Origin of the sequence: Streptacidiphilus anmyonensis (assembly GCF_000787855.1) — a bacterium.
GTDB lineage: Bacteria > Actinomycetota > Actinomycetes > Streptomycetales > Streptomycetaceae > Streptacidiphilus > Streptacidiphilus anmyonensis.
Window position 1 is genome coordinate 11661 of record NZ_BBPQ01000082.1, and the last position, 24346, is coordinate 36006.

At 71.9% G+C, this 24346-nt stretch carries 22 protein-coding genes; 17 read left to right on the forward strand and 5 right to left on the reverse strand.

The annotated features are described in order from the left end of the window. Window positions 1-217: 217 nt before the first annotated feature. The 14 genes from TR50_RS49450 to TR50_RS37370 all read left to right on the forward strand — a co-directional run bounded on the left by TR50_RS49450 (window position 218) and on the right by TR50_RS37370 (window position 14478). Entirely contained in the window at window positions 218-3331 is a 3114-nt protein-coding gene (locus TR50_RS49450) for a BTAD domain-containing putative transcriptional regulator (protein WP_236654752.1), read from the forward strand. Window positions 3332-3648: 317 nt separating this feature from the next. Next, on the forward strand, window positions 3649-4719 hold the full coding sequence (locus TR50_RS37310) for a helix-turn-helix domain-containing protein (protein WP_152648846.1): 1071 nt from the start codon (window positions 3649-3651) through the stop codon (window positions 4717-4719). Continuing rightward, window positions 4716-5342 (forward strand): pyridoxamine 5'-phosphate oxidase family protein, encoded by a 627-nt coding sequence (locus TR50_RS37315; RefSeq protein ID WP_042433043.1) that lies wholly within the window; start codon window positions 4716-4718, stop codon window positions 5340-5342. Before TR50_RS37310 ends, TR50_RS37315 begins: the two co-directional genes overlap by 4 nt. A gap of 99 nt (window positions 5343-5441) precedes the next feature. Then, a complete protein-coding gene (locus tag TR50_RS37320) occupies window positions 5442-6311 on the forward strand; it encodes a diiron oxygenase (protein ID WP_042433046.1) in 870 nt (289 codons plus the stop codon). Then, complete coding sequence (locus tag TR50_RS37325) at window positions 6308-7144, forward strand: class-II aminoacyl-tRNA synthetase family protein (protein WP_042433049.1); 837 nt, start codon at window positions 6308-6310, stop codon at window positions 7142-7144. The genes TR50_RS37320 and TR50_RS37325 overlap by 4 nt, the downstream gene beginning before the upstream one ends. Next, window positions 7141-7545, forward strand: a complete 405-nt coding sequence (locus TR50_RS37330; RefSeq protein ID WP_042433052.1) for a holo-ACP synthase — start codon at window positions 7141-7143, stop codon at window positions 7543-7545. The genes TR50_RS37325 and TR50_RS37330 overlap by 4 nt, the downstream gene beginning before the upstream one ends. Further along, window positions 7542-7775, forward strand: coding sequence for a phosphopantetheine-binding protein (locus tag TR50_RS37335; RefSeq protein WP_042433055.1), 234 nt, complete (start codon window positions 7542-7544; stop codon window positions 7773-7775). Before TR50_RS37330 ends, TR50_RS37335 begins: the two co-directional genes overlap by 4 nt. A 21-nt stretch (window positions 7776-7796) precedes the next feature. Further along, window positions 7797-8624, forward strand: a complete 828-nt coding sequence (locus TR50_RS37340; protein ID WP_042433058.1) for a class I SAM-dependent methyltransferase — start codon at window positions 7797-7799, stop codon at window positions 8622-8624. Then, window positions 8621-9595, forward strand: coding sequence for a 3-oxoacyl-[acyl-carrier-protein] synthase III C-terminal domain-containing protein (locus TR50_RS37345; RefSeq protein WP_042433062.1), 975 nt, complete (start codon window positions 8621-8623; stop codon window positions 9593-9595). Before TR50_RS37340 ends, TR50_RS37345 begins: the two co-directional genes overlap by 4 nt. Then, entirely contained in the window at window positions 9595-9861 is a 267-nt protein-coding gene (locus TR50_RS37350) for an acyl carrier protein (RefSeq protein ID WP_042433064.1), read from the forward strand. Before TR50_RS37345 ends, TR50_RS37350 begins: the two co-directional genes overlap by 1 nt. Next, complete coding sequence (locus tag TR50_RS37355; RefSeq protein WP_042433066.1) at window positions 9858-10700, forward strand: hypothetical protein; 843 nt, start codon at window positions 9858-9860, stop codon at window positions 10698-10700. The genes TR50_RS37350 and TR50_RS37355 overlap by 4 nt, the downstream gene beginning before the upstream one ends. Further along, a complete protein-coding gene (locus TR50_RS37360; RefSeq protein ID WP_042433068.1) occupies window positions 10697-12067 on the forward strand; it encodes a condensation domain-containing protein in 1371 nt (456 codons plus the stop codon). Before TR50_RS37355 ends, TR50_RS37360 begins: the two co-directional genes overlap by 4 nt. Further along, window positions 12067-13143 (forward strand): polysaccharide deacetylase family protein, encoded by a 1077-nt coding sequence (locus tag TR50_RS37365; protein ID WP_042433071.1) that lies wholly within the window; start codon window positions 12067-12069, stop codon window positions 13141-13143. Before TR50_RS37360 ends, TR50_RS37365 begins: the two co-directional genes overlap by 1 nt. A 6-nt stretch (window positions 13144-13149) precedes the next feature. Then, on the forward strand, window positions 13150-14478 hold the full coding sequence (locus tag TR50_RS37370; RefSeq protein WP_042433074.1) for an MFS transporter: 1329 nt from the start codon (window positions 13150-13152) through the stop codon (window positions 14476-14478). A 109-nt stretch (window positions 14479-14587) separates the two neighbouring features. On the opposite strand, the gene TR50_RS37375 is transcribed toward TR50_RS37370, so the two are convergent. The 5 genes from TR50_RS37375 to TR50_RS37395 form a co-directional block, all read right to left on the reverse strand. Then, entirely contained in the window at window positions 14588-15358 is a 771-nt protein-coding gene (locus TR50_RS37375) for a GntR family transcriptional regulator (RefSeq protein WP_042433077.1), read from the reverse strand. Between the two features lie 141 nt (window positions 15359-15499). Further along, window positions 15500-17077, reverse strand: a complete 1578-nt coding sequence (locus TR50_RS37380; protein WP_042433080.1) for a glycoside hydrolase family 3 protein — start codon at window positions 17075-17077, stop codon at window positions 15500-15502. A 118-nt stretch (window positions 17078-17195) separates the two neighbouring features. Continuing rightward, window positions 17196-18101 (reverse strand): carbohydrate ABC transporter permease, encoded by a 906-nt coding sequence (locus tag TR50_RS37385; RefSeq protein ID WP_084701651.1) that lies wholly within the window; start codon window positions 18099-18101, stop codon window positions 17196-17198. Continuing rightward, window positions 18101-19081, reverse strand: a complete 981-nt coding sequence (locus TR50_RS37390; RefSeq protein WP_084701653.1) for a carbohydrate ABC transporter permease — start codon at window positions 19079-19081, stop codon at window positions 18101-18103. Before TR50_RS37390 ends, TR50_RS37385 begins: the two co-directional genes overlap by 1 nt. Before the next feature lie 91 nt (window positions 19082-19172). Next, complete coding sequence (locus TR50_RS37395; protein WP_042433084.1) at window positions 19173-20501, reverse strand: extracellular solute-binding protein; 1329 nt, start codon at window positions 20499-20501, stop codon at window positions 19173-19175. Between the two features lie 434 nt (window positions 20502-20935). Between TR50_RS37395 and TR50_RS37400 the strand changes: the two genes are divergently transcribed. The 3 genes from TR50_RS37400 to TR50_RS37410 all read left to right on the forward strand — a co-directional run. Then, a complete protein-coding gene (locus tag TR50_RS37400) occupies window positions 20936-22225 on the forward strand; it encodes an extracellular solute-binding protein (RefSeq protein ID WP_042433087.1) in 1290 nt (429 codons plus the stop codon). Between the two features lie 327 nt (window positions 22226-22552). Beyond that, window positions 22553-24013, forward strand: coding sequence for a sensor histidine kinase (locus TR50_RS37405; RefSeq protein WP_042433089.1), 1461 nt, complete (start codon window positions 22553-22555; stop codon window positions 24011-24013). A gap of 141 nt (window positions 24014-24154) precedes the next feature. Continuing rightward, window positions 24155-24346, forward strand: a 192-nt coding sequence (locus TR50_RS37410) for a hypothetical protein (RefSeq protein WP_042433092.1), incomplete at its 3' end; no start/stop codon positions are given.

The window sequence follows — 24346 nt, forward strand, 5'->3', positions numbered from 1 at the left end:
GCGGCCACGTCACGAGTGCGCGCTGTGGCGGGGTCGTGCAGATGTGCTGGGGGAGCCCGCGATCGGGGCGGGCGCGGGATGGACGCTCCCTTGATTGGGGCATTGGTCTAGTCCAAGCTGATCGTTGACGAAGTCTCTGCTGAGTCGGCCGCGCACGGCCGCTGGGCCGTCGCCGGTCGTGATCGACCGGTCGCGGTCGTCGGATGAGGGGGATGCCATGTCAGAGAGGGAGTCGGCCGGTGGACTTCCCCGCGGAGGTCCGGCGGGCGAGCCGGGGCCGTTCGGCGCACGGCTCCAGTCGTTCCGCCGACGGGCAGGGCTCAGTCAGGAGGACGCCGCCTCCCGGGCCGGGATCAGCACCCGGGCGCTGCGCGACATCGAGCGAGGCCGGGTCCAGCGGCCCCAGCCGCGCACCCTCGAGCGCCTGGCTGAGGCCCTGGGGCTCACCGGAGACGAGCTGGCCGAGCTGCTGGCCGTCGCCCGCACCGGGCCGCCGCGCGGCGCCGGCCGGCCGCGTCTGCTGATCCTCGGCCCGCTCTCCCTCCAGCGCGGCCAGGCCCCCGTCCCGGTCACCAGCCCGATGTTGCGCCGCCTGCTCGGGCTGCTGGCGCTCAAGCACCCCGAGCCCACCACCCAGCGGGAGATCACCGACACCCTCTGGCCGTCGGGGCCGCCCAGTTCCCACCAGAGCCTGATCCACACCTACGTCAGCCAGGTCCGGCAGCTGTTGGAACCGGGCGGTCCGCGGACGGAATCGGGTGGCTCGCGGACCATCCCGCCGCCGACCGTGCTCCGGACGCCCACCGGCTACCGGCTGGAGGCGTCCCGGAACCAGATCGACCTCGGCCTCTTCGACGAACTGCTGGTCCAGGCGACGCGTCTGCTCCGCGCGCCGGATCCCGGGGCGGCCTACGAGGCGCTGGCGCAGGCGCTGCGGTGGTGGCGCGGTCCGGTGCTCGCGGACGCGGACCCGGCGCTGCGCCAGCATCCGGCCGCGGTGGCGGCCAACGAGCGGCGTCTCAAGGCGGTGCAGCTCTTCGCCGACACGGCACTGCTGCTGCGCAGACCCGAGGAGGCCGTCCCGGTGCTGTGGGACCTGGTGACCGCCGAGCCGCTGCACGAGGGCCTGCACGCCCGGCTGATCCGCGCCCTCGCCAGCTGCGGCGAGCAGGCCGCCGCGCTGGGCGTGTTCAGCCGGCTGCGCGACCGGCTCGACGAGGAGCTCGGCATCGCGCCCAGCGCGGAGGTCCGGGAGGCTCACCTGGCGGTGCTGCGTCAGCAACTGCCCCTGGCGCAGCGCCCCGTCGATCCCGTCGATCCCTTCGGGCCCGCCCGTCCCGCCCGTCCTGTCCGTCCCGTCCGTCCCGCGTCGGCCGACCGCACGCCCGCGACGCACTCGACGGCGGGCCCGTTCGTCGATCCGCTCACCCACCCGCTCGACGGCCCCCTCGTCGATCCGCTGACGGACGCCCTCGTCGGTCCGCTCGGCGGTCGGGCGGCCGGCCCCCTCGGGGGTTCGTCGACAGCCCTGCTCGCCGGTCCGATGACGGGCAGTCCGCTCCCGGCGCAGCTGCCCGCCAGAGCCGGCGCCCATGTCGGGCGGCGACCGCAGATGGAGGAGCTGGACGAGCTCGTCTCGCCCGACCCGGCCCGGCGCTCGCACGTGATGGCGCTGGTCGGCGCGCCCGGGGTCGGCAAGACCGCCCTCGCCATGCACTGGGCGCACGCGCGTCGCGAGCACTTCGAGGACGGGCAGCTCTTCGTCGACCTGCGCGGCCACTCCCCGCTTCCGACGCTGCGTCCCGGCGACGTCCTGGGACAGTTCCTCCGGGCCCTGGGCGTCCCGCCCGACCAGCTGCCCGCGGACGAGGACGAGGCCGCGGCGCTGTACCGGACGCTGCTCGCCGACCGGCAGATGCTCATCGTGCTCGACAACGCGCGCGACGCCGAGCAGGTCAGGCCGCTCATCCCGGGCGCCCAGGGCTGCGCGGTGCTGATCACCAGCCGCAGCCGGCTCGCCGGGCTGGTCGCGAGCGACGGGGCCCGACGGCTCGGCCTGGACGTGCTCGACCCGGACGAGGGCCGCCAGCTGCTCGGCAGCACGATCGGCGGCTGCCGGGTCGCGGCCGAGGAGGATGCGGCCCGCAGGCTCGTGCAGGCGTGCGGCGGGCTGCCGTTGGCCATCCGGATCGCGGGCGCCAATCTGCTGGCCCGCAACGCCGGCATCGCCGACTTCTGCGCCGAGCTGACGGGTGACGACGTGCTCAGTCGGCTCCACGTCGAAGGGGACCGTCGCTCGACGGTGCGCGCGGCCTTCGACCTCTCCTACCGCGCGCTCCCGGCTGCCGTCCAGCGGATGTTCCGGCTGCTCAGCCTCATGCCCGGCGCGGACCTGACCGTGGAGGGCGCCGCGGCGTTGGCGGACACGACCCCGGCTGAAGCGGCGGGACTGCTGCTGAGCCTGACGGACGCCCATCTGGCGCAGGAACGGGCGGCGGGCCGGTTCGGGCTGCACGACCTGCTCCGCTCCTACGCCCGCGAGCTGGTCGGCAGGGAGGAGACGCACGCCGCCCGGCAGCGGCTCTTCGACTGGTACCTCCACCACACCGACGCGGCGGCCCGACTGCTCTACCCGGCGGAGCCGGCCGCGAGCCCGTCCGCCGGGAGCCGGTCCGCCGGGAGCCGGTCCGTCGGGAGCCGGTCCGCCGCGGGCGCGTCCGTCGCGGTGCCGCCCTCGGCAGGGCCGGTCTTCTCCGGCCAGGCCCGGGCCGCGGAGTGGCTGGACAGCGAGCGGGAGAACCTGGCGGGCGCCGTCCTCCAGGCGTCGGGCGCCGGCTTCACCGATGTCGCCTGGCGGTTGGCGGAGAGCCTGCACAGCTACCTCTCGGCGGGGAAGTACACCGGTGACTGTCTCAAGGTCGCCACGGCCAGCCTCTTCGCCGCCATCGCCGACGGAGAGGTGCGCGCCCAGGCCGCCGCCCAGTTGCGGCGGGCCGAGTGCCACCGGGCGCTGGCGAACAACGCGCAGGCCCTGGAGCTGTTCGGCAGCGGGCTGGAACTCGCGCGACGGGCCGGCTGGCTGGACGGCCAGGCGCTGGCGCTGCGTCGCATCGGCGCGGCGCACCAGGAGAACGGCGCCATGCGGGAGGCCTACGACTACCTGTCCCAGGCCCGTGAGCTGGCCGGCCGCGGCGACGGGCCGCGGACCGCCGCCGACTCCGCGGACCCCGGGCCGATCTGCTGGAAGCTCGGACGGCTGCGCGAGGCGGCCGAGCACCGTTCGCACGTGGCCGAGCTCGTTCGCGACGGGGAGCCCTGCCCCTCCGGCTGAGGAACGGCTGAGGAACGGCCGGGGAACGGCGGCGGGTCCGGTGCGGCGGGCGCGGCGACATGACGGCGGTGTTGCAGGCGGCAGGACAACTGCTCGGGCAGTCGCCCCGGTTCTGCCGGTTCCTGCGGGCCGGATCCCTGCGCGGCGCGGGATCAGCAGGTCAGCGCGGGTGTGTCCGGTCGGCATCGGGCCTTCGGGGGCTGCCGGTCCACTCTGGTCCGGCTCCAGGGGCGCGACCAGACCGGCTTCATACGGTGGTCGCACCGCACGACCGTTCCTCATGCCGACATCACCCGCGCGAGCAGAATGAGACGACGATGGAATTCGCGGCACCGACCATACGCCAGACCCTCCAGCAGGGCGCCGAGGTGGACGACTTCGTGGTCGCGCTCTACGAACGCACCGTCGGCCGTGCCGACTTCAGCCTGTCCGGGCTCGCCGAGGAGCTGGGCGTCCCGCCGCACCGCGCCGAGCAGGCGGTCGGCGTGCTGCGTGAACTACGCCTGGTCAAGTCGGCGGAGGGCGGCCCCGACCGGATGGTCGCGGTCAGTCCGGACGCCGCCCAGATGGAGCTGCTGGTCCCGCTGGAGCGGGAGATCCTCGAAAGACGTCGCAGACTCGCCGGATTCAAGGGGCAGCTGAGTTCTTTCGTGGCGGCGTTCGAGAAGCAGGCCAGGACCCGTGCCGAGCCCGTGGTGATCACCGACGACCGGGAGGAGATCGAGCTGCGGCTGCTGGAGGCCGCGCAGGGCTGCACCACCGAGGTGCTGGTGATGCAGCCCTGCGTGGCCCAGGAGACCCGCGAGCTGCGGCTGGCCCGTCCGCTGGTGCTGGAGGCGCTGCGGCGCGGCGCGCAGGGGCGGATCCTCTACCCGCACACCGCCCGCGGTGACTCCGACACCCGCGCGCACATCGGCGAACTCCTGAAGGCGGGCGGGCAGGTGCGCAGCACCAAGGAGGTGCGCGACCGCTTCCTGGTCTTCGACCGGAAGACGGCCTTCATCCCGGCCGGCGAGGGCGACGCGATCGCCGTGGTCTACCAGGGCGCGGTCGCGGCCTTCCTGGCCGGACTGCACGGCCGGGTCTGGGAGTCCGCCTTCGACTTCGAGTCCGGCGCGGCCGGTTACGCCGGAACGCTGGAGGACCTGAAGGCGACCCTGCTCGACCTGCTGGCCTCGGGGGCCAAGGACGAGGTGATCGCGCGCCGGGTGGGCATGTCCGAACGGACCTTCCGCCGCCACGTGGCCACGATCATGCAGGACCTGTCGGCGACCAGCCGCTTCCAGGCGGGCGTGCTGGCCGCGCGGACCGGCTTGGTCGACACGGACGCGAGGCCGGCCGGCCTCGCCACGGGCCCCGCCGAGGCGGCCACGGGGAGCGCCGCATGAGCAGGTTCGACCAACTGGCCTCCACCGCCGCGGTCCGCCGGGTCCAGGAGGAGATGGGCAGCGCCACGGCGGCCGCCCGCCGCCTGCGGGAGCCCGCCGACGAGGCCGAGCCGCTCACCGGCTCCGAGGCCGACTTCATCCGCGGCCTCGACGGCTTCCTGTTCGCCAGCGTGGGCGAGACCGGCTGGCCGTACATCCAGTTCCGGGGCGGCCCGCCGGGGTTCGTCCACGTCCTGGACGAGCGCACCCTCGGCTTTCTGGACGTCAGGGGCAACCGGCAGTACATCACCACCGGCAACGTGCGCGGCGACGACCGGGTCGCCCTGCTCTTCATCGACCACGCCCGTCAGGCCCGTCTCAAGCTGTTCGGCCACGCCACCGCCGTGCCGGCCGGCGAGGATCCCGCGCTGGCCGAACTCCTGCGCTCGCCGCGCACCGACGGCACGGTCGAGCACCTCGTCACCATCCGCGTCGAGGCGTTCGCCTGGAACTGCCAGAACCACATCACCCCCCGTTACAGCCAGCGCGAACTCGCGGAAGTGCTGGCCCCGGTGCGGGAGCGCCTGGCCAGGCTCGAGCAGGAGAACGCCGCGCTGCGCACGGAGCTCGCCGCGTTCCGCTGACCGAATTCGGCAGCCGGTTTCGGGCATTGAGAGGCCGCTTCGGAGATCCATACGCTGGAATCGGCCAGGGGCTCCCGAAGCGAACGGAGACAGCGCGCGATGGTCAGCGAAACGATCGACAGGAACGACCGGTTCCGGGGAATCCTGGACCGGCTCGCCACCAAGTCGATCGACGACTACTACAACCCGTACCGGCTGTTCGAGTGGCCGGACCGGCTCGACGAGGACATGTGGTGGATGAGCCCCGAGCTCACCACCACGTACGGGACGAAATGGGCCGAGACGCTCACGCCGCAACAGCTCCACACGCTTTCCAAGCACGAGAGCATCAATTTCTACAGCCTCAACGTGCACGGAATCAGGGAACTGCTCATCGAGGTCGTCGGCCGTATTCACACCGCCGGTTTCGAGACGCCTTCGGAGTTCTTCCACCATTTCATCGGCGAGGAGAACGAGCACATGTGGTTCTTCGCCGAATTCTGTCTCCGCTACGGCGGCAGGATCTACCGTCAGCCGGCCGGCGCGGAGGGGGCCGCGCCCTCGCCCAAGATCCAGAGCCTGCTCGTGTTCGCCCGCATCCTGATCTTCGAGGAGCTGGTCGACCACTTCAACTCGGCGATGGCCGTGGACGAGCGGCTGCACGAGACGATCCGCGGCATCAACCGGATCCACCACCAGGACGAGTCCCGCCACATCGCCTTCGGCCGCGAGCTGGTGGACCTGCTCCACCAGGACCTCCGGCAGACCGCCACCGAGCAGGAACTCGACGACATCTCCGCCTACCTGCGGCGCTACATGAAGCACAGCTTCGACTCGCTCTACCACCCGCAGGTCTACCGCGACGCCGGCCTGGAGCAGCCGCACGAGCTGCGCCGGGCCCTGATGGAGTCACCGGCCCGGGCCGAGGCCGAGCAGCGCACCTTCCGCAAGACCGCCAAGTACCTCGAGAGGACGGGACTCATCCGATGAACCGCCTGACCGGGAGCGACGGCGCGCCCGCCCTCGCCATCCTCGGCCCGCAGGCCACCCGGCTGGTCAAGGAGCTCGACCGGGTCTTCGCCGGCTGGGGCCTCGCGGCGGGAGCCGAGGAGATCAGCGCCCCGCCGCTCTTCCCCGTGACCGACCTGGAGAAGTTCGACGTCTACACCAACTTCCCCCACCTCGCCTTCGTGGCCGGCTCGCTCGACCTGGCGGACGACCGGTTCAAGCCCGTGGAGGGCCGGTTCGGCGCGGGCGCGGTGAGCGAGGCACGGTACGGACTGTCCCACGCCACCTGCTACGGCGCGTACCTCTTCCACGAGGGCGAGCAGGTCGCCGACGACACCCTGGTGACCCTGGTCAACCGGTGCTTCCGCAACGAGGACCACTACGGCGGGCTGCGCCGCCTCGCCAGCTTCCAGATGCGCGAGATCGTCGCGCTCGGCGCCTACGAGCACACCCGGCAGGTGCTGGCCGGCTTCACGGAGCGGATCCAGTCCTTCGCCGCCGCCCTCGGGATCGACCTGCGCAGGGAGGCGGCCGGCGACCCGTTCTTCCAGCGCGACGACGGCCGCGCCCTGATGCAGAAGCTCAGCCCGGTCAAGTACGAGTTCCAGTACGGGGATCTGGCGATCGCCTCGGTCAACACCCACCGCAACTTCTTCGGCGAGCGGTGCGGCATCCGGCTGGAGTCCGGCGAGCACGCCTACACCTCCTGCGTGGCCTTCGGGCTGGAGCGCTGGCTCGCCGTGCTGACCGAACACTTCGGCGCGGACCTCGACGCCGCCCTGGCCGCCGTGCGCGCCGCCGCCGACCCGTCGTGACCCGTCCCCGGATCGGCGTCGACCTCGTGCCGCTCTCCCGGGTCCGCACGCTGCTGGAGCCCGGCGTCGAGCCGAGGCTCAGGCGGTTCCTCTCCGCCGACGAGCTGGCCGTGTCCCGGACGCCGGACGGCGCCCCGGACCTGGCCGGGATCGCCGGACGACTGGCCGCCAAGGAGGCCGTCTTCAAGCTTCTCGGCGCCGTGGGAAGGCCCGTCCCCTGGCAGGGCATCGAGGTCCTGCGCGGTCCCGGCGGCCGCCCCGGGGTCCGACTCTCCGGCGCGGCGGCCGAGTTGGCCCGGGGCGCCGGGCTCGGCCCGATCGACGTCAGCATCAGCCACGACGGCGGCTTCGCCGTCGCCGTCGCGGCCACCACCTCCCCACTTCCGAAGGGAACGCCATGAGCTCCGCAGGCATCGACAAGGTCCGGGACTGGATCCTCGGCCGTCACCCCGACCGCACCGAGCTCGCCGCCGACGTCGACCTCATCGAGAGCCGGCTGGTCGACTCGCTCGCCTTCGTCGAACTCGTCTACACCATCGAGGACGCAGCGGGCGTCGAGATCGACTTCGACACCATCGACATCGAGGACTTCCAGACCCTCGCGACCATCGAGAAGGCGTTCTTCGCCTGATCCCGAGGAGGGGTCTTCACCATGGATGCAGTCTCGTACACCGCCCAGTGGATGGCCGCGGCCCGCGCCCAGGAGTCGACACGGGACGACGCGCTCTTCGTCGACCCGTTCGCCGAGGACCTGGCCGCGCCACGGGGCTTCGAGCTGATCGACCGCTACGCGGGCGGCGGCCTGCTGCCGTTCATCTCCATCCGCACCCGGTTCCTCGACGACGCCATCCGCGACGTCCTGGCGGAGAGCGGCATCCAGCAGGTGGTGCTGATCGCGGCGGGCATGGACACCCGCGCGTTCCGGCTCGACTGGCCGGAGGGCACCGAGGTCTACGAGGTCGACCACGCCCTGCTGATCGCCGAGAAGCGCCGCCGGCTCGACGCCCTCGGAGCCGAGCCGCGCACCGACCGGCGCGAGGTCTCCGCCGACCTCACCAAGGAGTGGATGCCCGCCCTGGAGGCCGCCGGCTTCGACCGCGACCGCCCGACCCTGTGGATCGCCGAGGCGCTGACCTTCTTCCTCACCGACGAGCAGGCCGCCGGTCTGCTGCGCCTGCTCGCCTCGGCCTCGGCCCCCGGCAGCCACCTGGCCTTCGACATCCTCGGCCGCACGCTGCTGCGCAGTCCGTTCTCGAAGCGGTTCCTGGACACCCTGGCCGCCGACGGCACGCCGTGGATCTTCGGCACCGACGAGCCGGAGGAGTTCCTGACCGCGAACGGCTGGAAGGTCACCGACCTGCGCGAGCCCGGCCAGCCCGGCGCCGGCGAGGGCCGCTGGCCCTACGACGTCCAGCCCCGGGACCGCCGCGGCGCCAACCGCCTGTGGCTGATCCGCGCCGAGAGGGCGACGGCTTCATGAGCCGTCCGACCGCGGACCGCCCGATCACCCTGGAGCGGATCGAGTCGTACCTGCCCGAGCGCTGCGTGCGGATCGAGGAGATGGGTGAGCGGCTGGGCCTGCGCCGGGCCGAACTCGGCGTGTTCCGGAAGTTCTACGGCCTGGACACGCTGCGCTTCGACCCCGAGCTCCCGCTGCTCGACCTGCTGCGGCCCGCCGCCCGCGCCGCCCTGGCCGCCCTGCCGGAGGGCGGCCGGGTCGACTACCTGGCCTACGCCCACACCACCCAGGCGGTGGCGCCGGCCGACGTCGACATCGCCCAGTTGGTCGGCGAGGACCTCGGCCTCGGCGACACCGAGGCCTTCGGCCTGAGCCACCAGGCCTGCGTCAGCAGCCTGGGCGCCATCGAGGTGCTCGGTGAACTGCTGCGCGCGGAGGGCGGCGAGGGCGCGTACGCGCTGATGGTCACCGGCGAGCAGGCCTACTCGCCGATCGTCCAGCACGTGCCGAACACCGCGATCATGGCGGACGCCTCGGCCTCCTGCCTGATCACCCTGGACGGCGACGGAGACGTGGTCCGCTCCTTCGCCGCCCGGACCCTGGGCGAGTACGCCCAGTGGCTGGAGCTGACCGCCGAGCAGAACACCGAGTTCGGCGAGCAGTACGGGACCAGGATCGCCGAGGTCATCCACCAGGCCCTGACGGAGGCCGGGGTGACGCTCGACGAGATCGACCTGGTGATCCCGCACAACGTCAACAAGCTCGCCTGGCGGCAGACCATCAAGGTGCTCCAGGTGGCGCCGGAGAAGGTGTTCCTGGACAACGTCCCGCGCTTCAGCCACACCTTCGCCTCGGACGTCTTCGTCAACTACACCACCCTGCGGGACGCCGGCCGCCTGGTCGACGGCGCGCACTACCTGCTGGTCTCCGTCGGCCTGGGGGCCACCTTCGGCGCGATGGTGATCACCCACCGGGCGGGGGGCGAGGCCTGATGGAACGCCAGAAGATCCTGACGGTCATCGAGGAGGCGCTCACCGTCGTCCTGGAGCGCCCGGTTCCCGGGCTGACCGAGGAGACCGCGCTCTTCGACGAGTTGCGCCTGGACTCCCTCGCCGTGCTCGGGCTGCTGATGACCGTTGAGGAGGCGACCGGGATCGCGGTCGACCCGGAGGAGCTCGACATCGACCACCTGCGGACCGTGCGGTCCTTCGCCGACTACGTCGAGGCCGCGCTCCGCGATCAGGAGGGGGCGTCATGACCGGACTCACCGTCCGGGCCGCCGCCGCGGTGCGCTCGCCGCGGGGCCGGGGGCCGGGCGACAGCCCGGCCGCGCTGGACTACTACCGCGACCTGCTCGCTCCCTTCGGCGAGAAGCCGGACGAGGAGCTGCTCGGCCGCGGCGCGCACGTCCACCACCGCGACCTCGCGGACCTGCTCACCGCCGACGACGGCGTCGGCGCGAGCCGGCCGGACCTGCTGATCGTCGCCCACGCCCTCCCGGACGTGGTGCCGTTCACGGCCGTCGCGCCGTACCTGACCGACCGCCTCGGCGGCCGGGCGACCAACTTCGCGATCGGCCAGCAGGGCCTGGCGGCGCCGTTCACCGCGCTGCGCATCGCCTCGGCGTACCACCGTGCGGGGCGCGCCGCGGAGGTGGTGCTGGCGGTGCTGGAGCAGACCACCCTGCCGACGGCCTTCCCGCTGGGCCGGGAGACCCCGCCCAGCCCGGAGACCCCGCTGGTCGACTCGGCCGCGGCGCTGGTCCTCGGCGCCTCGGACGGGGACGGCCTCCGGTTCGTCCGGGCGCACTCGGCCGGTTCGGCGGAGGCCGCCCTCGGCCGGGACGCCCTGGGCCGTGACCTCGGGGAGGACGGCACGCTGCTGGTGCTGGGCCCCTGGGTCACCGAGCCCGTCCCGGAGCACTCCACGCTGCATCGGGCGGCCCCGGGCGGCTACTGCACCAGCCTCTGGCTGGAGCTGGCCGACCACTGGCAGGAGTGGCGGCGCGACCACCGGCGGATCGTGTTGTGCGACACCGATCCGCGTTCCGGCCGCAGCCACGTGGCGCTCTTCGAAGGGACGGCGGGAACACGATGACCACGGTCAACCAGACGACGATCACCCTGGACCGCGCGCGGGCCGGGACCGGACCGGCCACCTGGGGGCAGCGGGCGATCTACGGGGTCGTCACCCGGCTGGGCGACGACGCCCCCAGGTACAACCTGCCGGTCGAGCTCCCCGTCACCCCGCCCCGGCCCGTGTCCCGCGTCCTCGCGGACCTGCGGGAGCTGCTCTGGCTCCACGACAGCCTGCACACCCGGCTGCTGTCGGACGGCGGGGACGGGCTGGAGCAGGTGGTGGACGCCGGCGGTGAGCTCCCGGTCGAGGTCAGGGAGTGCGCCGTGGCCGACGCCGCGACGGTCGGCTCCGGCCTGCTCGCGGAGTTGGCGGGGCGCTCCTTCGACCATGCGCGGGAGTGGCCCCTGCGGGTCGGCCTCGTGGTGTGCGAGGGCTCGGTCCACCGCCTGGTGCTGACGGGGTCGCACACCGCGATGGACTACTGGGGGCTGGGCCGGCTCCTCCGCGACCTGCGGTCGATCGAGTCGGGGGAGTCCGCCGAGTCGCTGCGCCTGGCGCACCCCTCCCAACAGCCGCTGGAGGCCGCGGAGTTCCAGGCGTCTCCGCTCGGCCGGCGCCGGGACGAGGCAGCCCGCCGCTACTGGTGCGACCAACTGACCGCCGGGCCCCGGCGGATATTCAACGAGCCCGCGGCCCCCGAGCTGGAGGCCGATCCGGACCGGCTCTTCCCCAACGCGCTGCTGTGCTCGCCCGCGCTGGCGGTCGCCGTCGGTCGGGTCGCGGAGGAGCTGGAGGTGAGCGACGCCGCCGTGCTGCTGGGGGCGGCCTCGCACCAGCTCGCCCGGATGTCCGGGAGCAGCGACGTGCTGTTCCAGGTCGTGGTCGGCAACCGGTTCCAGCCCGCCGCCGCGGCGGCGGTCAGCACCGTGGCGCAGGAGGCCCTGTTCCGTCTCACCGACGCGGACCGGGACTTCGGGGACGCGGTCCGTCGGACGCGGTCCGTCGCCTTCAACGCGTTCCGCCATGCCGCCTACGACAAGTGGGCGTTGGACCGGGAGGTGGCGCGGCTGGTCGAACGGGGCGAGGCGGCCGACCACTCGTACTGGTGGAACGACACCCGGGACCCCGCGGTGGGGCCGTTCGACGGCGTCGAGCGGCCACGGGCCGCGCTGAGCGAGCTGATCGGCCTGACCGAGCTGAGCTGGCCGACGCAGTTCCCGCGGCGCGTGAACGTCTCGATGGCGGTGGACGTGCTGACCGCTCCCGGCGCCCTGGCCCTCGCGATGACCGCCGATCCGGCCGTGCTGAGCCGCGAGGGGATGGAGCGGTTCATGCGCGGGGTCGAGAGGCTGGTCGTCGCCGAGGCGATCGCGCTGGGGGACTGATGACCACGCGCTATGCGGGCATCGCCTGGACCGGTGCGGGCTACCGGGTCGACGTCGTGGACGGCGCGGGCGGCCGGGTGGCGGAGCCGAGCAGTTGGGGCGCCGCCGAGGTGGCCGAACTCATCGCCTGGCTCAGGGGCCTGGACCACGGGCAGGCGCCCGCCGTGGTCCTGGACAGCACCAACGGGCTGCTCGACGGCCCGATGACGGCGGCCGGTCTGGAGGTGTACCGGGCCGACCCCTGGCTGCTGCCGCCCCGGCCCCGCTTCGGCTCCGTCCCGGCCGAACGGCTGGCGGAGCAGGCGTGGACCGCCCCCGGCACGCTGGCCCGGGTGACCGCCGAGGGAGGCAGCCTGACCGGCCGCGCCGAGGAGTTCCACGAGGGCGTGCGCCGCGGGGAGCGGACCGTGGCGGAGCTGACGGCGGCCGGGCGCTGCCTGGAGCACGGCCACCGCGGCAGCCCCCGGGTCGCGCTCACCTTCGACGACGGCCCCGACCCGGTGCACACCCGCCGGGTGTTGGAGATCCTGGAGCGCTACGGGGCCAGGGCGACCTTCTTCTGCGTCGGCCACCACGTCGCGGCGCTGCCCGACGAAGTGCGCCGGATCGCCGCGGCCGGCCACGAGGTGGGCAACCACTCCTGGTCGCACCCCTTCCTGCCGGACCTGACGCCCGACGAACTACGGGAGCAGATCGACCGGACGACGGAGGCGGTGGCTGCGGTGACCGGCGCGGCGCCGACCCGCTTTCGGCCGCCGTACGGAGCGCTGACCCCCGAGGTGCTGGCCGTCCTCGAGCGGCATCCCGCCACGCTCACGATGTGGGACGTGGACTCCCGCGACTGGACCAGGCCGGGCCCGGAGCGGATCGCCGCGACGGTCCTGGGGGCGGCCGGGCCCGGCTCGGTGGTGCTGATGCACGAGGGCGCGGGCGACCGCGGCCAGACCGTCCGGGCCCTGCCCTCGATCCTCGAGGGCCTGCTCGAACGCGGCCTGGAACTCGTGCCCGTGGGCGAACTGCCCGCACCCGCCCGCCACCCCACCCACCAAGACCGCGCGTCACGACCCGAGGGCTGAACTGTCATGGAAGAACGCTCCACCGACCACGCCGCGGCGGCGACGTCCGCGCGGATCCAGGACCGGCCCGAGGAGGCGCCGCCGACAGGGGAGGCGGGGACCGCCGAGGCGGCGACCGGCGCCGCGGCGACCGGCGAAGGGGCCATCTGGTCCCGCAACTTCCGGTACTACTTCACCGCCCGCAGCGCGGGCCTGCTCAGTTGGGCCATGTTGCCCGTCGCGGTGTCGGCCGGTCTGCTCAGCGGCGGGTACGGCCTGGGCACCGCCGGGTACGCGATGGCCTTCCTGGTGGGCCCGTTCGCCGGGCTGGTGCTGTTCGGCGGGGTGCTCGCCGACCGCTTCACCGCCCGTCGGCTGATGATCGCCGCCGATCTGACCAATCTCACCGCCCACACGCTGCTCGCGCTCCTGTTCATCCACGGCATCGACCATCTCTGGCAGCTGTACGCGCTGCTGGTGGTGGCCGGAACCGCCAACGCGATGTTCCAGCCGGGCGCCTCCTCGACCGTGCCGCTCGTGGCGCGGGACGTGCAGGGCGCCAACGGCGTGCTGCGCACCTCCGAGGCGCTCACCGGGCTGGGCGGACCGGCGCTGGCCGGGGCCATGGTCGGGCTCGGGGCCACCGGCTGGGTGATGGTGATCTCCGCCGTCGCCTACGGGACCAGCGCGACCTGCCTGTTCGCGCTCCGGCTCGGGAAGGTGCCCGCCCCGCCCGCCGGCGAGAGCCTGTGGCGCAACCTGGCGGTGGGCTGGCAGGAGTTCCGCTCCCGCAGCTGGCTCTGGGGCGTGATCGTGATCTGGATGTTCTACGCGGTGCTCTCCTGGGGACCGCAGCTGTCCGTGGCCGCCAGCGTCATCGTGCCCAGGCACGGAGCGGCCGCCTTCGGTCTGATCAACTGTGCGCTGGGCGGGGGCACCGTGGCCGGCGGCCTGCTCGGGATCCGCTACAAGCCCGCACACCCGCTGGCCGCCGGGGCGGTGGCGATGATGGCCTACCCGCTCTACCCGCTCGGCATCGTGCTCGGATGGCCGGTCTGGCTGCTCGCCGCCGCCCAGGTCGTGGTCGGGGTCGGGATCGGCGTCTGGGGCGTCATGTGGGCCACCAGTGTGCAGACCCAGGTGCCGGGCGAGGTGCTCAACCGCGTGCACGCCTACGAGGTGGCGGGTTCGGTCGGCATGTATCCGATCGGCAGCGCGCTGGCGGGCCCGGCCGTCGGGGCGTTCGGCACTGACCCGGTCCTCATGGTGGGCGTGGTGGTCTCGCTGCTCACGGCCTGCGCCCTGCTGGCCGCCCGCCCGATCCGCACCCTGGGCCGGGCGCCGTCCCGCGCCTGAACGGCGCCTTCGGCACCGAAGACGTGGACGGCCCCGGCGCCCCGCATGGCAGCGGGGCGCCGGGGCCGTCCACGTCTTTGGTGCGCCGTCGGTGTCCGACGCCGCGGGCTCACGCCTCCGGGCGACGCAGGCGGGTGGTGAACTTGTAGCGGTCGCCGCGGTAGACCGAGCGGACCCACTCGACCGGCTCGCCGCCGCCGTCGAAGGAGTGGCGGGAGAGCAGCAGCATCGGCAGGCCGACGTCGGTGCCGAGCACGCCCGCCTCGCGCGGGGTGGCCAGGGAGGTCTCGATGGTCTCCTCGGCCTCGGCGACGTGCACGGAGTACACCTCGGAGAGCGCGGTGTAGAGCGAGTTGTACTTGACCAGGTTCCGGCGCAGCGCGGGGAAGCGCTTGGCGCTCAGGTGCGCGGTCTCGATGGCCATCGGGTCCCCGTTGGCCAGGCGCAGGCGCTCGACCCGCAGGACGCGGCCGCCCGGGCGGATGTCGAGCAGCTCGGCGAGCCGGTCGTCGGCGGTGATGTAGCCGACCTCCAGCAGCCGCGAGGTCGGCTCCAGGCCCTGCGCGCGCATGTCCTCGGTGTAGGAGGTCAGCTGAAGCGCCTGGGAGACCTTGGGCTTGGCGACGAAGGTGCCCTTGCCCTGGATCCGCTCCAGCCGGCCCTCGACCACCAGCTCCTGGAGCGCCTGCCGCACCGTGGTGCGGGACGTCTCGAACTCCAGCGCCAGGGTGCGCTCCGGCGGGACGGGCGTGCCCGGCGCCTGGGTCTGGGTGATCTGCAGCAGATGGCGCTTGAGGCGGTAGTACTTCGGGACGCGGGCCGTGCCGCCGTTCTCCTGCGTCTGGGGCGCTTCCACGCCCACGCCCCCATCCGTCGTCATCGCGGGTTCTCGTTCCTTTCGGTGGGGTCCTCGCCTGGTCGCCGGTGCCGTCGTCGGCACGCTGCTGCGGGACCAATGGTGGCACGTCGGCGCTGCCCGGCAAGCACTGCCGAGACTACTGGCAGCCCGGACGGCGACGGCTCAGGCGATCCGGGCGACCTGCGCGCCCGGGCCCGCCAGCGCCTCCGCCGCGGCGACGCCGCAGACGCGGGCGCCACCGAAGGTGGTCAAGGTGGTGACGCCGCGGTCGGCCAGCACCGAGTCGACGCCGTAGGCGGTGCCGATCTCGACGACCACGGCGTCGGGGCGCGCGGCCGTCAGCTCCAGCGTCGCCCGCTGCATCCACGGGTGGCGGTGCAGGTCGCGCACCACGATCACGAGCGGACGCCCGACCGCCGCGCCCAGCAGCGGTTCGGTGTCGACCCGTCCTTCGGCAGCGTCGACCGCGGTGCGGATCAGACCCGCCGTCTCCAGCCGGGCGGCAGGCGCGCCGACGCGGGCGGTGGTCGTGCCGGGCAGGAACTCGCTCAGCGGTCCGGCCACGCCCCACGGCGTCTCCGAGCCGACGGCGAAGTTGGCGGCCGGTGAGAACTCGACCACGTGCGGCACACCGCGCAGCGGGGTGAGCGCCCCGTGGACCCGCAGGGCGCGCCGTGCCGCCGTCAGGCCGATGCCGGGCACCGCGGAGTCCTTGGTCTCGCGTCGCAGCTGCGCCGACCAGCGCGCGACGGCGCGGTTGCGCTCGGCGGCCTCGTGGAGCCGCTCCTCCGGCAGCCGGCCCTCGCGGACCGCCCACAGGAGTGCGTCGCGCAGGTAGAGGAAGGTGGCCTCGTCCTCGAGCCCGCCGCCGACGCAGATGGTGTCGGCGCCGACCGCGATGGCCTTGACCGTGCCCTCGGCGATGCCGTGGGTGCCGGAGATGGCGCCCATCTCGATGCCGTCGGTGACGATCAGGCCCTGGTAGCCCAGCTCCTTGCGGAGCAGGTCGTGCAGGATCGCCCGGGACATGGTGGCGGGCAGCTCGGGGTCGTAGGCCGGGAAGAGGATGTGGGCGGTCATGATCCCCTTCACGTCCGCGGCGACCGCGGCCTTGAAGGGGACCAGGTGCTCGTCGAAGCCGGCGGCGGTGAGGTCGATCCGCGGCAGGCCCAGGTGCGAGTCGGCGGCGGTGTCGCCGTGGCCGGGGAAGTGCTTGGCGCAGGCGGCCACACCGGCCGACTGGACGCCGCGCACGTAGGCGGCGGTGTGCCGGGCGGCCAACTCTCCGTCGCCGCCGAAGGAGCGGACGCCGATGACCGGGTTGTCCGGGTTGGTGTTGACGTCCGCGTCCGGCGCGTAGTTGAGGTTGATGCCGGCGGCGGCCAGGTCGAAGCCGATGGACCGGGCGACCTCTTCGGTGAGCGCCACGTCGTCGACGGCGCCCAGCGCCAGGTTGCCGGGGTAGGAGGAGCCGGAGACGGCTTCCAGTCGGGTGACGTCGCCTCCCTCCTCGTCCGTCGCGATCAGCACGTCGGGGTTGAGCGCGTAGAGCGAGGAGGTGAGCGCGGCGACCTGGGCGGGGTCGGCGATGTTGCGTCCGAAGAGCGCCACGCCGCCCAGCTCCCCCGAGTCCAGGTGTCGGCGCACCCAGTCGGGAGCCGTCAGACCGGAGAAGCCTGGCTGGAGCACCGCACCGGCGTCTGCGAGCAGTTGGACGGTGTCCGGGCCGGGGTTGGTCATGGTTCCTTCCCTCACAGGGTTCTTGATGTGCCCCTGACAGGGCTTTGAGGCGTCGGAGGGCGATGGCGGGGTGCGCGGGGCGGGCTGAGCGGGACTCGCGCCGCGCACCCCCGGCACGTCAGCCCTTGACCGCGCCGGCGGTGAGGCCGGAGGCGACGCGACGCTGGAAGATGACGAAGAGGATGATCACGGGCATGGAGACCATCAGCGCGCCGGCCATCTGCGAGCCGTAGTCGGCGCCGTGGGTCGGGGTGGAGGAGAAGCCGGTCAGCCACACCATCGCGGTCTGCTGGTCGTTGCTGGAGAGCAGGATGTTGGCGATGACGAACTCGTTCCACGCCTGGATCCAGCAGAAGACGCCGGTGGTGATCAGGCCGGGAACGGTCAGCGGCAGGATGATCCGGATGAAGGCGCCCCAGCGCGTGCAGCCGTCGACCAGGGCGGCCTCGTCGAGTTCCTTGGGGATGTTGACGATGAAGGAGCGCAGCGTCCAGACCACGTAGGGGATGGTGAAGACCAGGTAGGCCAGGATGACGCCGAAGGCCTGGTCGTACAGGCCGATGTTCTTCAGGATGAAGAACATCGGGATGACCAGCGACAGCAGCGGGACCATCTGCACCACGAGCATGGCCGCGATGAAGAAGTTGCGGCCGGTGAAGCGGAACCGGGCCACGGCGACGGCGCCGAGGAAGCCCACCGCCAGGCCCATGGCGACCGCGCCGATGGTGATCATCGCGACGTTGCGCATGTCGGGCAGGAAGTTCGGGTCGGTGAAGACCGTCCTGAAGCTGGCGGTGTCGAAGCCGGTGGGCCAGAACGTCGGGTCGACGCTGAGCAGGTCCTTGCCCGTCTTGATCGGGGTGATGATCATCCAGTAGATCGGGAAGAACATCACGACCGCGAAGAGCACGGCGACGGCGTTCCAGATCGGGGTCGCCCACCGGCGGCGGCCGACGGCGTCGTCCTCACGGCTGCGTCGCAGGCCGCCGGGCTGGACGCGACCGGGCTTGATGCTGAGTGACATCAGTCCTGCTCTCCGATCTTGATGACCTGGCGGATGTAGAAGATCAGGACCGCCAGCATGAGCAGGATCATCAGGATCGAGATCACGGCGCTGGTGCTGTAGTGCGAACTGCCCAGACCCTGCTGGTAGAGGTAGATGCCGAGGACGCGGTAGCCCTCCTCCGGCGAGTTCTGACGCAGCGCCCAGATCTGGCCGAAGACCTGGAAGTCCCAGATGAAGCTGAGGGCGGTGCACAGCACCAGGAAGGGCTTGATCACCGGCAGCACCACGTGCCGGAAGGTCTGCCAGCCGTTCGCCCCGTCGAGCTTCGACGCCTCGACGAGCTCCTTGGGCACCTGGGTCAGGGCCGCGTTGAGGCCGATGACCAGGAACGGCAGCGCACCCCAGAGCACCGCGAGCGCGACCACGACGTAGAGGCCCTGGTTCGAGTCGGCGAACCAGTCGTGGGTGCGCCAGCCCGTGTTCCCGGTGATTCGGTAGAGGAGGTAGTCCACGACGCCGCCGGTGTTGGCGAAGAGCCAGCGGAAGACGGTGCCGGTCACGATCTGCGGGATGGCCCAGACGAACATCAGCGAGGTGACGACGGTGACCTTGGCCCAGTTGGAGACCCGCTGCAGCAGCAGGCCGAACAGGAGAGCCAGCACGATGGAGGCGGTGACGACCTCCAGCGTGAACAGCACGGTCCGCTCGGTCGCCTGCCAGAACTCGGCGCTGGAGAGCACCTTGGTGAATCCGTCGAAGCCGATGAACTTCACCAGCGACGGCGCCGACAGGTGGAGGTAGTCGTTCACGTTCTGGAAGGCCAGAACGAACAGGTCCACCAGGGGGTAGGCCAGCACGCCGACCAGCACCACCACGGCAGGGGCGATCAGCACATAGGGGACGTAGTTCCCACGGATGCGCACGCCCCCGCGTGCTGACTTCGAGGCCTTCGGCTCATCAGCGGCGGCCGGCACGCGGTCGCTTTCCATCACACTCATCTTCAGGTCCTTCCCACCCGCCCCGGGCGGAGCGGGCGACCGGCTGAGCACACCGGTCGCCCGCTCCGTGCGAGATCCGAGATCTGGTCGATCAGCCCGCGTTCAGGTCGGCCAGGATGGTGGTCTGCGCCGTGGTGAGCTCGCTGGTCGCGTCCTTGCCGGTCGCGATGTCGCTCAGCGCGTTCTGCAGCGCGACCTCGTCGGAGGCCTGGCTCCAGTAGGGGCTGTTCGGGATGAACCAGGTCTTGCCCATGGCCGCCTCACCGGTCGCCTTGTTGGCCGGGGACGCGGCCTCGTAGGCCGGGACGAGGGTCTTGTTGTTCGGGATGGCGTACTTGGCCAGCGTCGTCTGCTGCGCGGTGTTGGTGAAGATGCGCAGGAACTCCGCGCCCAGGCCCGGGTTGGCGGCGTGGGTCGGGACGGCCAGGTCGGAGCCGCCGAGGAAGGCCGGGGTCGGGGCGTCGGCCGTGGCGCCGGGCAGCGGCACCTCGCCCAGGACGCTGGCGAGCGCCGGGTTGCCGCCCTGCGCCGCCGGGGCGGAGACCGAGCCGACCTCCCAGCCGTTGCCCACGATGGCGGCGATGTTGCCCTTGGCCATCAGCGCGTCCTGGTTGTTCTCGTCGGTGGTGGCGCCGCCGACCGAGTAGTTCTTCTGCAGGTCGGCCCAGGTCTGGATGCCCTTGACGAAGTTCGGGTCGCTCAGCGTGCCGGTCCACTTGCCGCCGCTGCTCTTGGCGATGACACCGCTGGTGCCGAAGTCCGCCGCGCCGAAGGAGACCGCGGTGTACCAGTCCTTGCCCGGCAGGTAGAGCGCGGAGAAGTTCGGGTTCGAGGCGTTCTTGGCCTTCACCTTGGCCAGGTCGGCCTGGAGCTCGTCCAGCGTGGTGGGCGCCGTGGTCACGCCGGCCGCGGCGAAGAGGTCCTTGCGGTAGATCAGGACGCGGGAGCCGGCGTAGTACGGGATGGCGTAGGTCTTGGTGCCGTCGCCGCTCTCACCGGAGGCGGCGAGGGAGTCCAGCCAGGACGAGGAGTTGTCGAACTTGCTCTTGACCGAGGTCAGGTCGACGAAGGAGCCGGCCGCGATGTACTTGGCGGTCTGGGTGTTGCCCAGCTCCAGCGCGTCGGGGGCGTTGCCGGAGAGCAGGGCCGTGTCCAGCTTGGTGCTGTAGTTCGGCCAGTTCTGCCACTCGATGTTGACCTTGGCGCCGGTCTCGTCCTGGAACTGCTTGACCGCCGCGTTGACCACGTCCGGCCAGCCCTTCTGGGCGTCCTGCATGATCCAGACGGTGATCGTCTTGCCCTTGCCGTCCGTGGAGAGCGTGCCTTGGGAGGACGAGCCGGAGGTCGACGACGAAGAGGAGCAGGCGGCAACGGAGAGAACGGTCGCCAGCGCGGCGGCTGCAGCGATCTTGCGCTTCAAAACTTCCTCCTGCGGGAGAAACGAATGTGGCACCGGTTGTTCTCGGAGGGGTTCCGAAGCCTGACCGTGCCGGAAGTGGGGGTGCGGGTGGAGGCGCTGGCGCCCAACGCTCCGACGCAGCTACCTGATTGGTGTAGACCAGTGAACGGAGATTGGCATGGACCAATGAGGACCGTCAAGGGCTCTCGGTGGAGCACTTCCAAGCCGTTATCAATGCTTGACATGGGGTGGCCACGGCTCCGCGCGGTCATGCCAGGACTGGACCATTCCCCTTGGGGAAATCCCCCGAATCGGAACGTATAGGGGCGAGTCGGCCGCTGGGTGACGGTCTGATAACGGCTCGCCGGGTATTTCTCCGACTCCCTTGACGGCCGCTTCCGGGCACCGTGAGACTCCCGCAATTGGTCGAGACCATTGGGGAGAGTGGTGCGGACATGAGACGTCGTGGTGTCGCTGCCGGGATCTGTTCGACCGTGGCCGCGTTCGGTCTGAGCGCCTGCGGCATGGTCGGGATCGGGGCCGCCGGGCACAGCAGCCCGTCACCGACCAGCTGGAAGGGCAGGACCCTGGTGGTCTGGCTGATGCAGGGCGACGACCAGCAGGCCTGGATGACCGCCGTCCAGCGGGAGTTCCAGCGCGAGTACCCCGGGGCCAGGATCGACTTCGAGGTCCAGGACTGGGCCGGCATCCAGCAGAAGGTCACCGACGCGCTCGCCCAGGTGGATCCGCCGGACGTGATCGACATCGGCAACACGCAGACCCCGTACTACGCCGCCAACGGCGGGCTGCTCCAGCTCACCCCGTATCTGCACGAACTGGGCGCGAGCGGCTGGACCAGGTCGATGAACGCCTCGACCCTGTTCCAGGGAAAGCAGTACGCGGCGCCGTGGTACGCGGGCAACCGCGTGGTGATGTACAACAAGCTGCTCTGGAAGAAGGCCGGTCTCGGCCCTGCCCCGCAGACCATGCAGGAGTGGGAGGACGACCTCGCCAAGCTGCAGGGCACCAGCGGCGTCTCCTCCGCCCTGTGGCTGCCGGGCCAGAACTGGTACGCCTTCGACGGCTTCCTGCAGGACCAGGGCGCGCAGATCGTCAAGCAGTCCGACGGAGTCTGGGAGGGTGAACTCGACAGCCCGGCCGCGCTGAAGGCGGCGGCGCTCTTCAAGAAGCTGCAGGCCTTCGGGCAGGCGCCGATGGACGGCAACGAGGCGAACCAGGCGAAGGACTTCGCCAAGGGCGACGTCGGCTGCATGATCGCCATGGGCTACGAGGGCGCGCAGGTCGTCGCGGCCAACCCGTCCCTGAACGGCCAGATCGGCTGGTTCCCCATTCCCGGGGCAGACGCCGGGCGGCCGGCGAAGACCTTCCTCGGCGGCTCGAACCTGACGATCTCGCAGAACAGCGCGGACAAGGACCTCGCGGTCGGCTTCCTGAAGGTCGCCCTCGACGACGCGAACGAGGCGCTGATGGCGAAGTCCTCCGGCTTCCTCCCGAACCGCGCCAGCCTGTACACCGCGCTGTCCGGCAACGCCTACGGCGAGGCGGCGGCGAAGTCCGTCCCCTACGCGGGCTACACCCCCCTCCTGCCGACCTGGGGCAATGTGGAGACGGCTCCGAATCCGGTGATCACGCTCTTCCTCACCCCGTTCCTCGAGGGCAAGGACCCCGTCGCGGCCGCCCAGGCGGCGGACACGGAGTTGAGCAACCGGCTCAGCTGGAACTGACGTCGGGCCGCGGGAACGGCGAAAGGCCGCGAGTGCCGGGGGCGGGACCCTCAACCCGCGCCGGCACCGCGGCCTTCGGCCTCGTCGGAGGAGGAGTTCGCCGGCGGCGCTCGCGGGTGTGCGGGCCCGGGAGGCGGCGGCGGATCGACCGACGGTGAGGAGCGGGGGCCACGCGGTCAGGGCAGATGCGCGAGACGGTCGCTCCTTGGTGCTGCCTCGATTGTGGACTAGACCATTTGGCGTTGTCCAGACCAGTGGCCGGGGTAATCCGCACGAGGCGGAAGCCGCCTGCGGAAGCCCCCGCCATCAGGCGGATACGCTCGGCACATGCCTTCCCTGAACGAGCTGGTGCGCCACCACACCTCGCTGGAACCCGCCGACGTGGAGTGGATCCACCTGCTCATCTCCGAATGGCAGCTGCTCTCGGACCTCTCCTTCGCCGACCTCGTGCTCTGGGTGCCGACCCGGGACGGCACCCGCTACGTCTCCCTCGCCCAGATGCGGCCCAACACCGGCCCGACCTCCTACCAGGACGACATGGTCGGCCACCTCGTGCCGCGCGGCCGCAGACCGCTGCTGGACATGGCGCTCGACGAGGGCAGGATCGTCCGTGAGGGTGACCCCGAGTGGCGCGAGGACGTACCCGTTCGGGTGGAGTCGATCCCGGTGCGCCGCGAGGGACGCATCCTCGGGGTGATCGCCCGCAACACCAACCTGCTGACTGTGCGCACGCCCAGCCGTCTGGAGCTCACCTACCTCCAGAGCGCCTCCGACCTGGCCCAGATGATCGCCAACGGCACCTTCCCCTTCCCGGGGGAGCAGGTCGACATGGACGCCTCGCCGCGCGCCGGTGACGGGCTGATCCGGCTCGACGCCGACGGCGTCGTCACCTATGCCAGCCCCAACGCGCTCTCCGCCTACCACCGGCTCGGACTCAACTCCGACCTGGTCGGCCTGAACCTCGGCAGGACCACCGCCGACCTGATCCCGCCGACCCGCGGCCCGGTCGACGAGGCGCTGGTCAAACTGGCCAGCGGCTGGGCGCCGCGGCAGACCGAGATCGAGCACCCCGAGGCCGTCGTCCAGCTCCGCACCATCCCGCTCAAGCCCAAGGGCGAGCCCATCGGCTCGCTGGTACTGCTGCGCGACGTCACCGAGCTGCGCCGCCGCGAGCGCGAGCTGATGACCAAGGACGCGACGATCCGCGAGATCCACCACCGGGTCAAGAACAACCTGCAGACCGTCGCCGCGCTGCTGCGCCTCCAGTCGCGCCGGATGGACTCCGCGCCCGCCCGCGCCGCGCTCGACGAGGCGGTGCGTCGCGTCGGCTCGATCGCGATCGTGCACGAGACGCTGTCGATGGCCCTGGACGAGCGGGTCGCCTTCGACGAGATCGCCGACCGGGTGCTGGCCATGGTGATGGAGCTCTCGCCCGACGGCCGGGTGACCGCCCGGCGCGACGGCAGCTTCGGGATCCTCTCCGCCGAGGTGGCGACCCCCCTGTCCATGATCCTCACGGAGATCCTGCAGAACGCCCTCGAGCATGCCTACGGCCCCAAGACCGGTGGCGTGGTGGAGGTCGCGGCCCGCCGCGAGGACGGTGTGCTGCACATCACGATCACCGACGACGGCTCCGGACTGCCGGAGGGCTTCGACCCGCAGACCGCGGGAAATCTCGGCCTTCAGATCGTCCGTACGCTGGCGGCAGGGGAGTTGGGCGGGAGCTTCGACATGAGGCCGGCGCCGCAGGGCGGGACCCGTGTGCTCCTGGAAATCCCGTTTGGCTGACTGTAGGTCTGTTTTTACCAGTTGCACACCTTGATGCGGACAACCACCAGGGATCCTGACTCGTCTACAGTCCCGACGCCACAAGCTCCGCTCATGGCGCCGAGCAGAACCACCCCTACCCGACGCCCGGCGAGAACTTACGTGGATCAAGAGAACTTCATCGCGCCCACCCACCCCACCGTCTCTGGCGGGGGAGTCGTCACGGCTCCGCTGTGGCACCAGCCGGGCACGACCCGGTCCGCCGGACCGGACTGGTCCGTCGGAGCGGTCTGGCCGACAGCCGACCCCGCCCCGGCCCGGACCCTGCTGGACATCCTGGACGAGACCGCCTGG

Coding starts and splice junctions, on each gene's coding strand:
- TR50_RS49450 (WP_236654752.1), top strand. CDS start 218: ATGTCAGAGAGGGAGTCGGCCGGTGGACTTCCCCGCGGAGGTCCGGCG.
- TR50_RS37350 (WP_042433064.1), top strand. CDS start 9,595: ATGGAACGCCAGAAGATCCTGACGGTCATCGAGGAGGCGCTCACCGTC.
- TR50_RS37390 (WP_084701653.1), bottom strand. CDS start 19,081: ATGAGTGTGATGGAAAGCGACCGCGTGCCGGCCGCCGCTGATGAGCCG.
- TR50_RS37340 (WP_042433058.1), top strand. CDS start 7,797: ATGGATGCAGTCTCGTACACCGCCCAGTGGATGGCCGCGGCCCGCGCC.
- TR50_RS37365 (WP_042433071.1), top strand. CDS start 12,067: ATGACCACGCGCTATGCGGGCATCGCCTGGACCGGTGCGGGCTACCGG.
- TR50_RS37385 (WP_084701651.1), bottom strand. CDS start 18,101: ATGTCACTCAGCATCAAGCCCGGTCGCGTCCAGCCCGGCGGCCTGCGA.
- TR50_RS37325 (WP_042433049.1), top strand. CDS start 6,308: ATGAACCGCCTGACCGGGAGCGACGGCGCGCCCGCCCTCGCCATCCTC.
- TR50_RS37345 (WP_042433062.1), top strand. CDS start 8,621: ATGAGCCGTCCGACCGCGGACCGCCCGATCACCCTGGAGCGGATCGAG.
- TR50_RS37375 (WP_042433077.1), bottom strand. CDS start 15,358: ATGACGACGGATGGGGGCGTGGGCGTGGAAGCGCCCCAGACGCAGGAG.
- TR50_RS37310 (WP_152648846.1), top strand. CDS start 3,649: ATGGAATTCGCGGCACCGACCATACGCCAGACCCTCCAGCAGGGCGCC.
- TR50_RS37405 (WP_042433089.1), top strand. CDS start 22,553: ATGCCTTCCCTGAACGAGCTGGTGCGCCACCACACCTCGCTGGAACCC.
- TR50_RS37380 (WP_042433080.1), bottom strand. CDS start 17,077: ATGACCAACCCCGGCCCGGACACCGTCCAACTGCTCGCAGACGCCGGT.
- TR50_RS37370 (WP_042433074.1), top strand. CDS start 13,150: ATGGAAGAACGCTCCACCGACCACGCCGCGGCGGCGACGTCCGCGCGG.
- TR50_RS37320 (WP_042433046.1), top strand. CDS start 5,442: ATGGTCAGCGAAACGATCGACAGGAACGACCGGTTCCGGGGAATCCTG.
- TR50_RS37355 (WP_042433066.1), top strand. CDS start 9,858: ATGACCGGACTCACCGTCCGGGCCGCCGCCGCGGTGCGCTCGCCGCGG.
- TR50_RS37360 (WP_042433068.1), top strand. CDS start 10,697: ATGACCACGGTCAACCAGACGACGATCACCCTGGACCGCGCGCGGGCC.
- TR50_RS37335 (WP_042433055.1), top strand. CDS start 7,542: ATGAGCTCCGCAGGCATCGACAAGGTCCGGGACTGGATCCTCGGCCGT.
- TR50_RS37315 (WP_042433043.1), top strand. CDS start 4,716: ATGAGCAGGTTCGACCAACTGGCCTCCACCGCCGCGGTCCGCCGGGTC.
- TR50_RS37400 (WP_042433087.1), top strand. CDS start 20,936: ATGAGACGTCGTGGTGTCGCTGCCGGGATCTGTTCGACCGTGGCCGCG.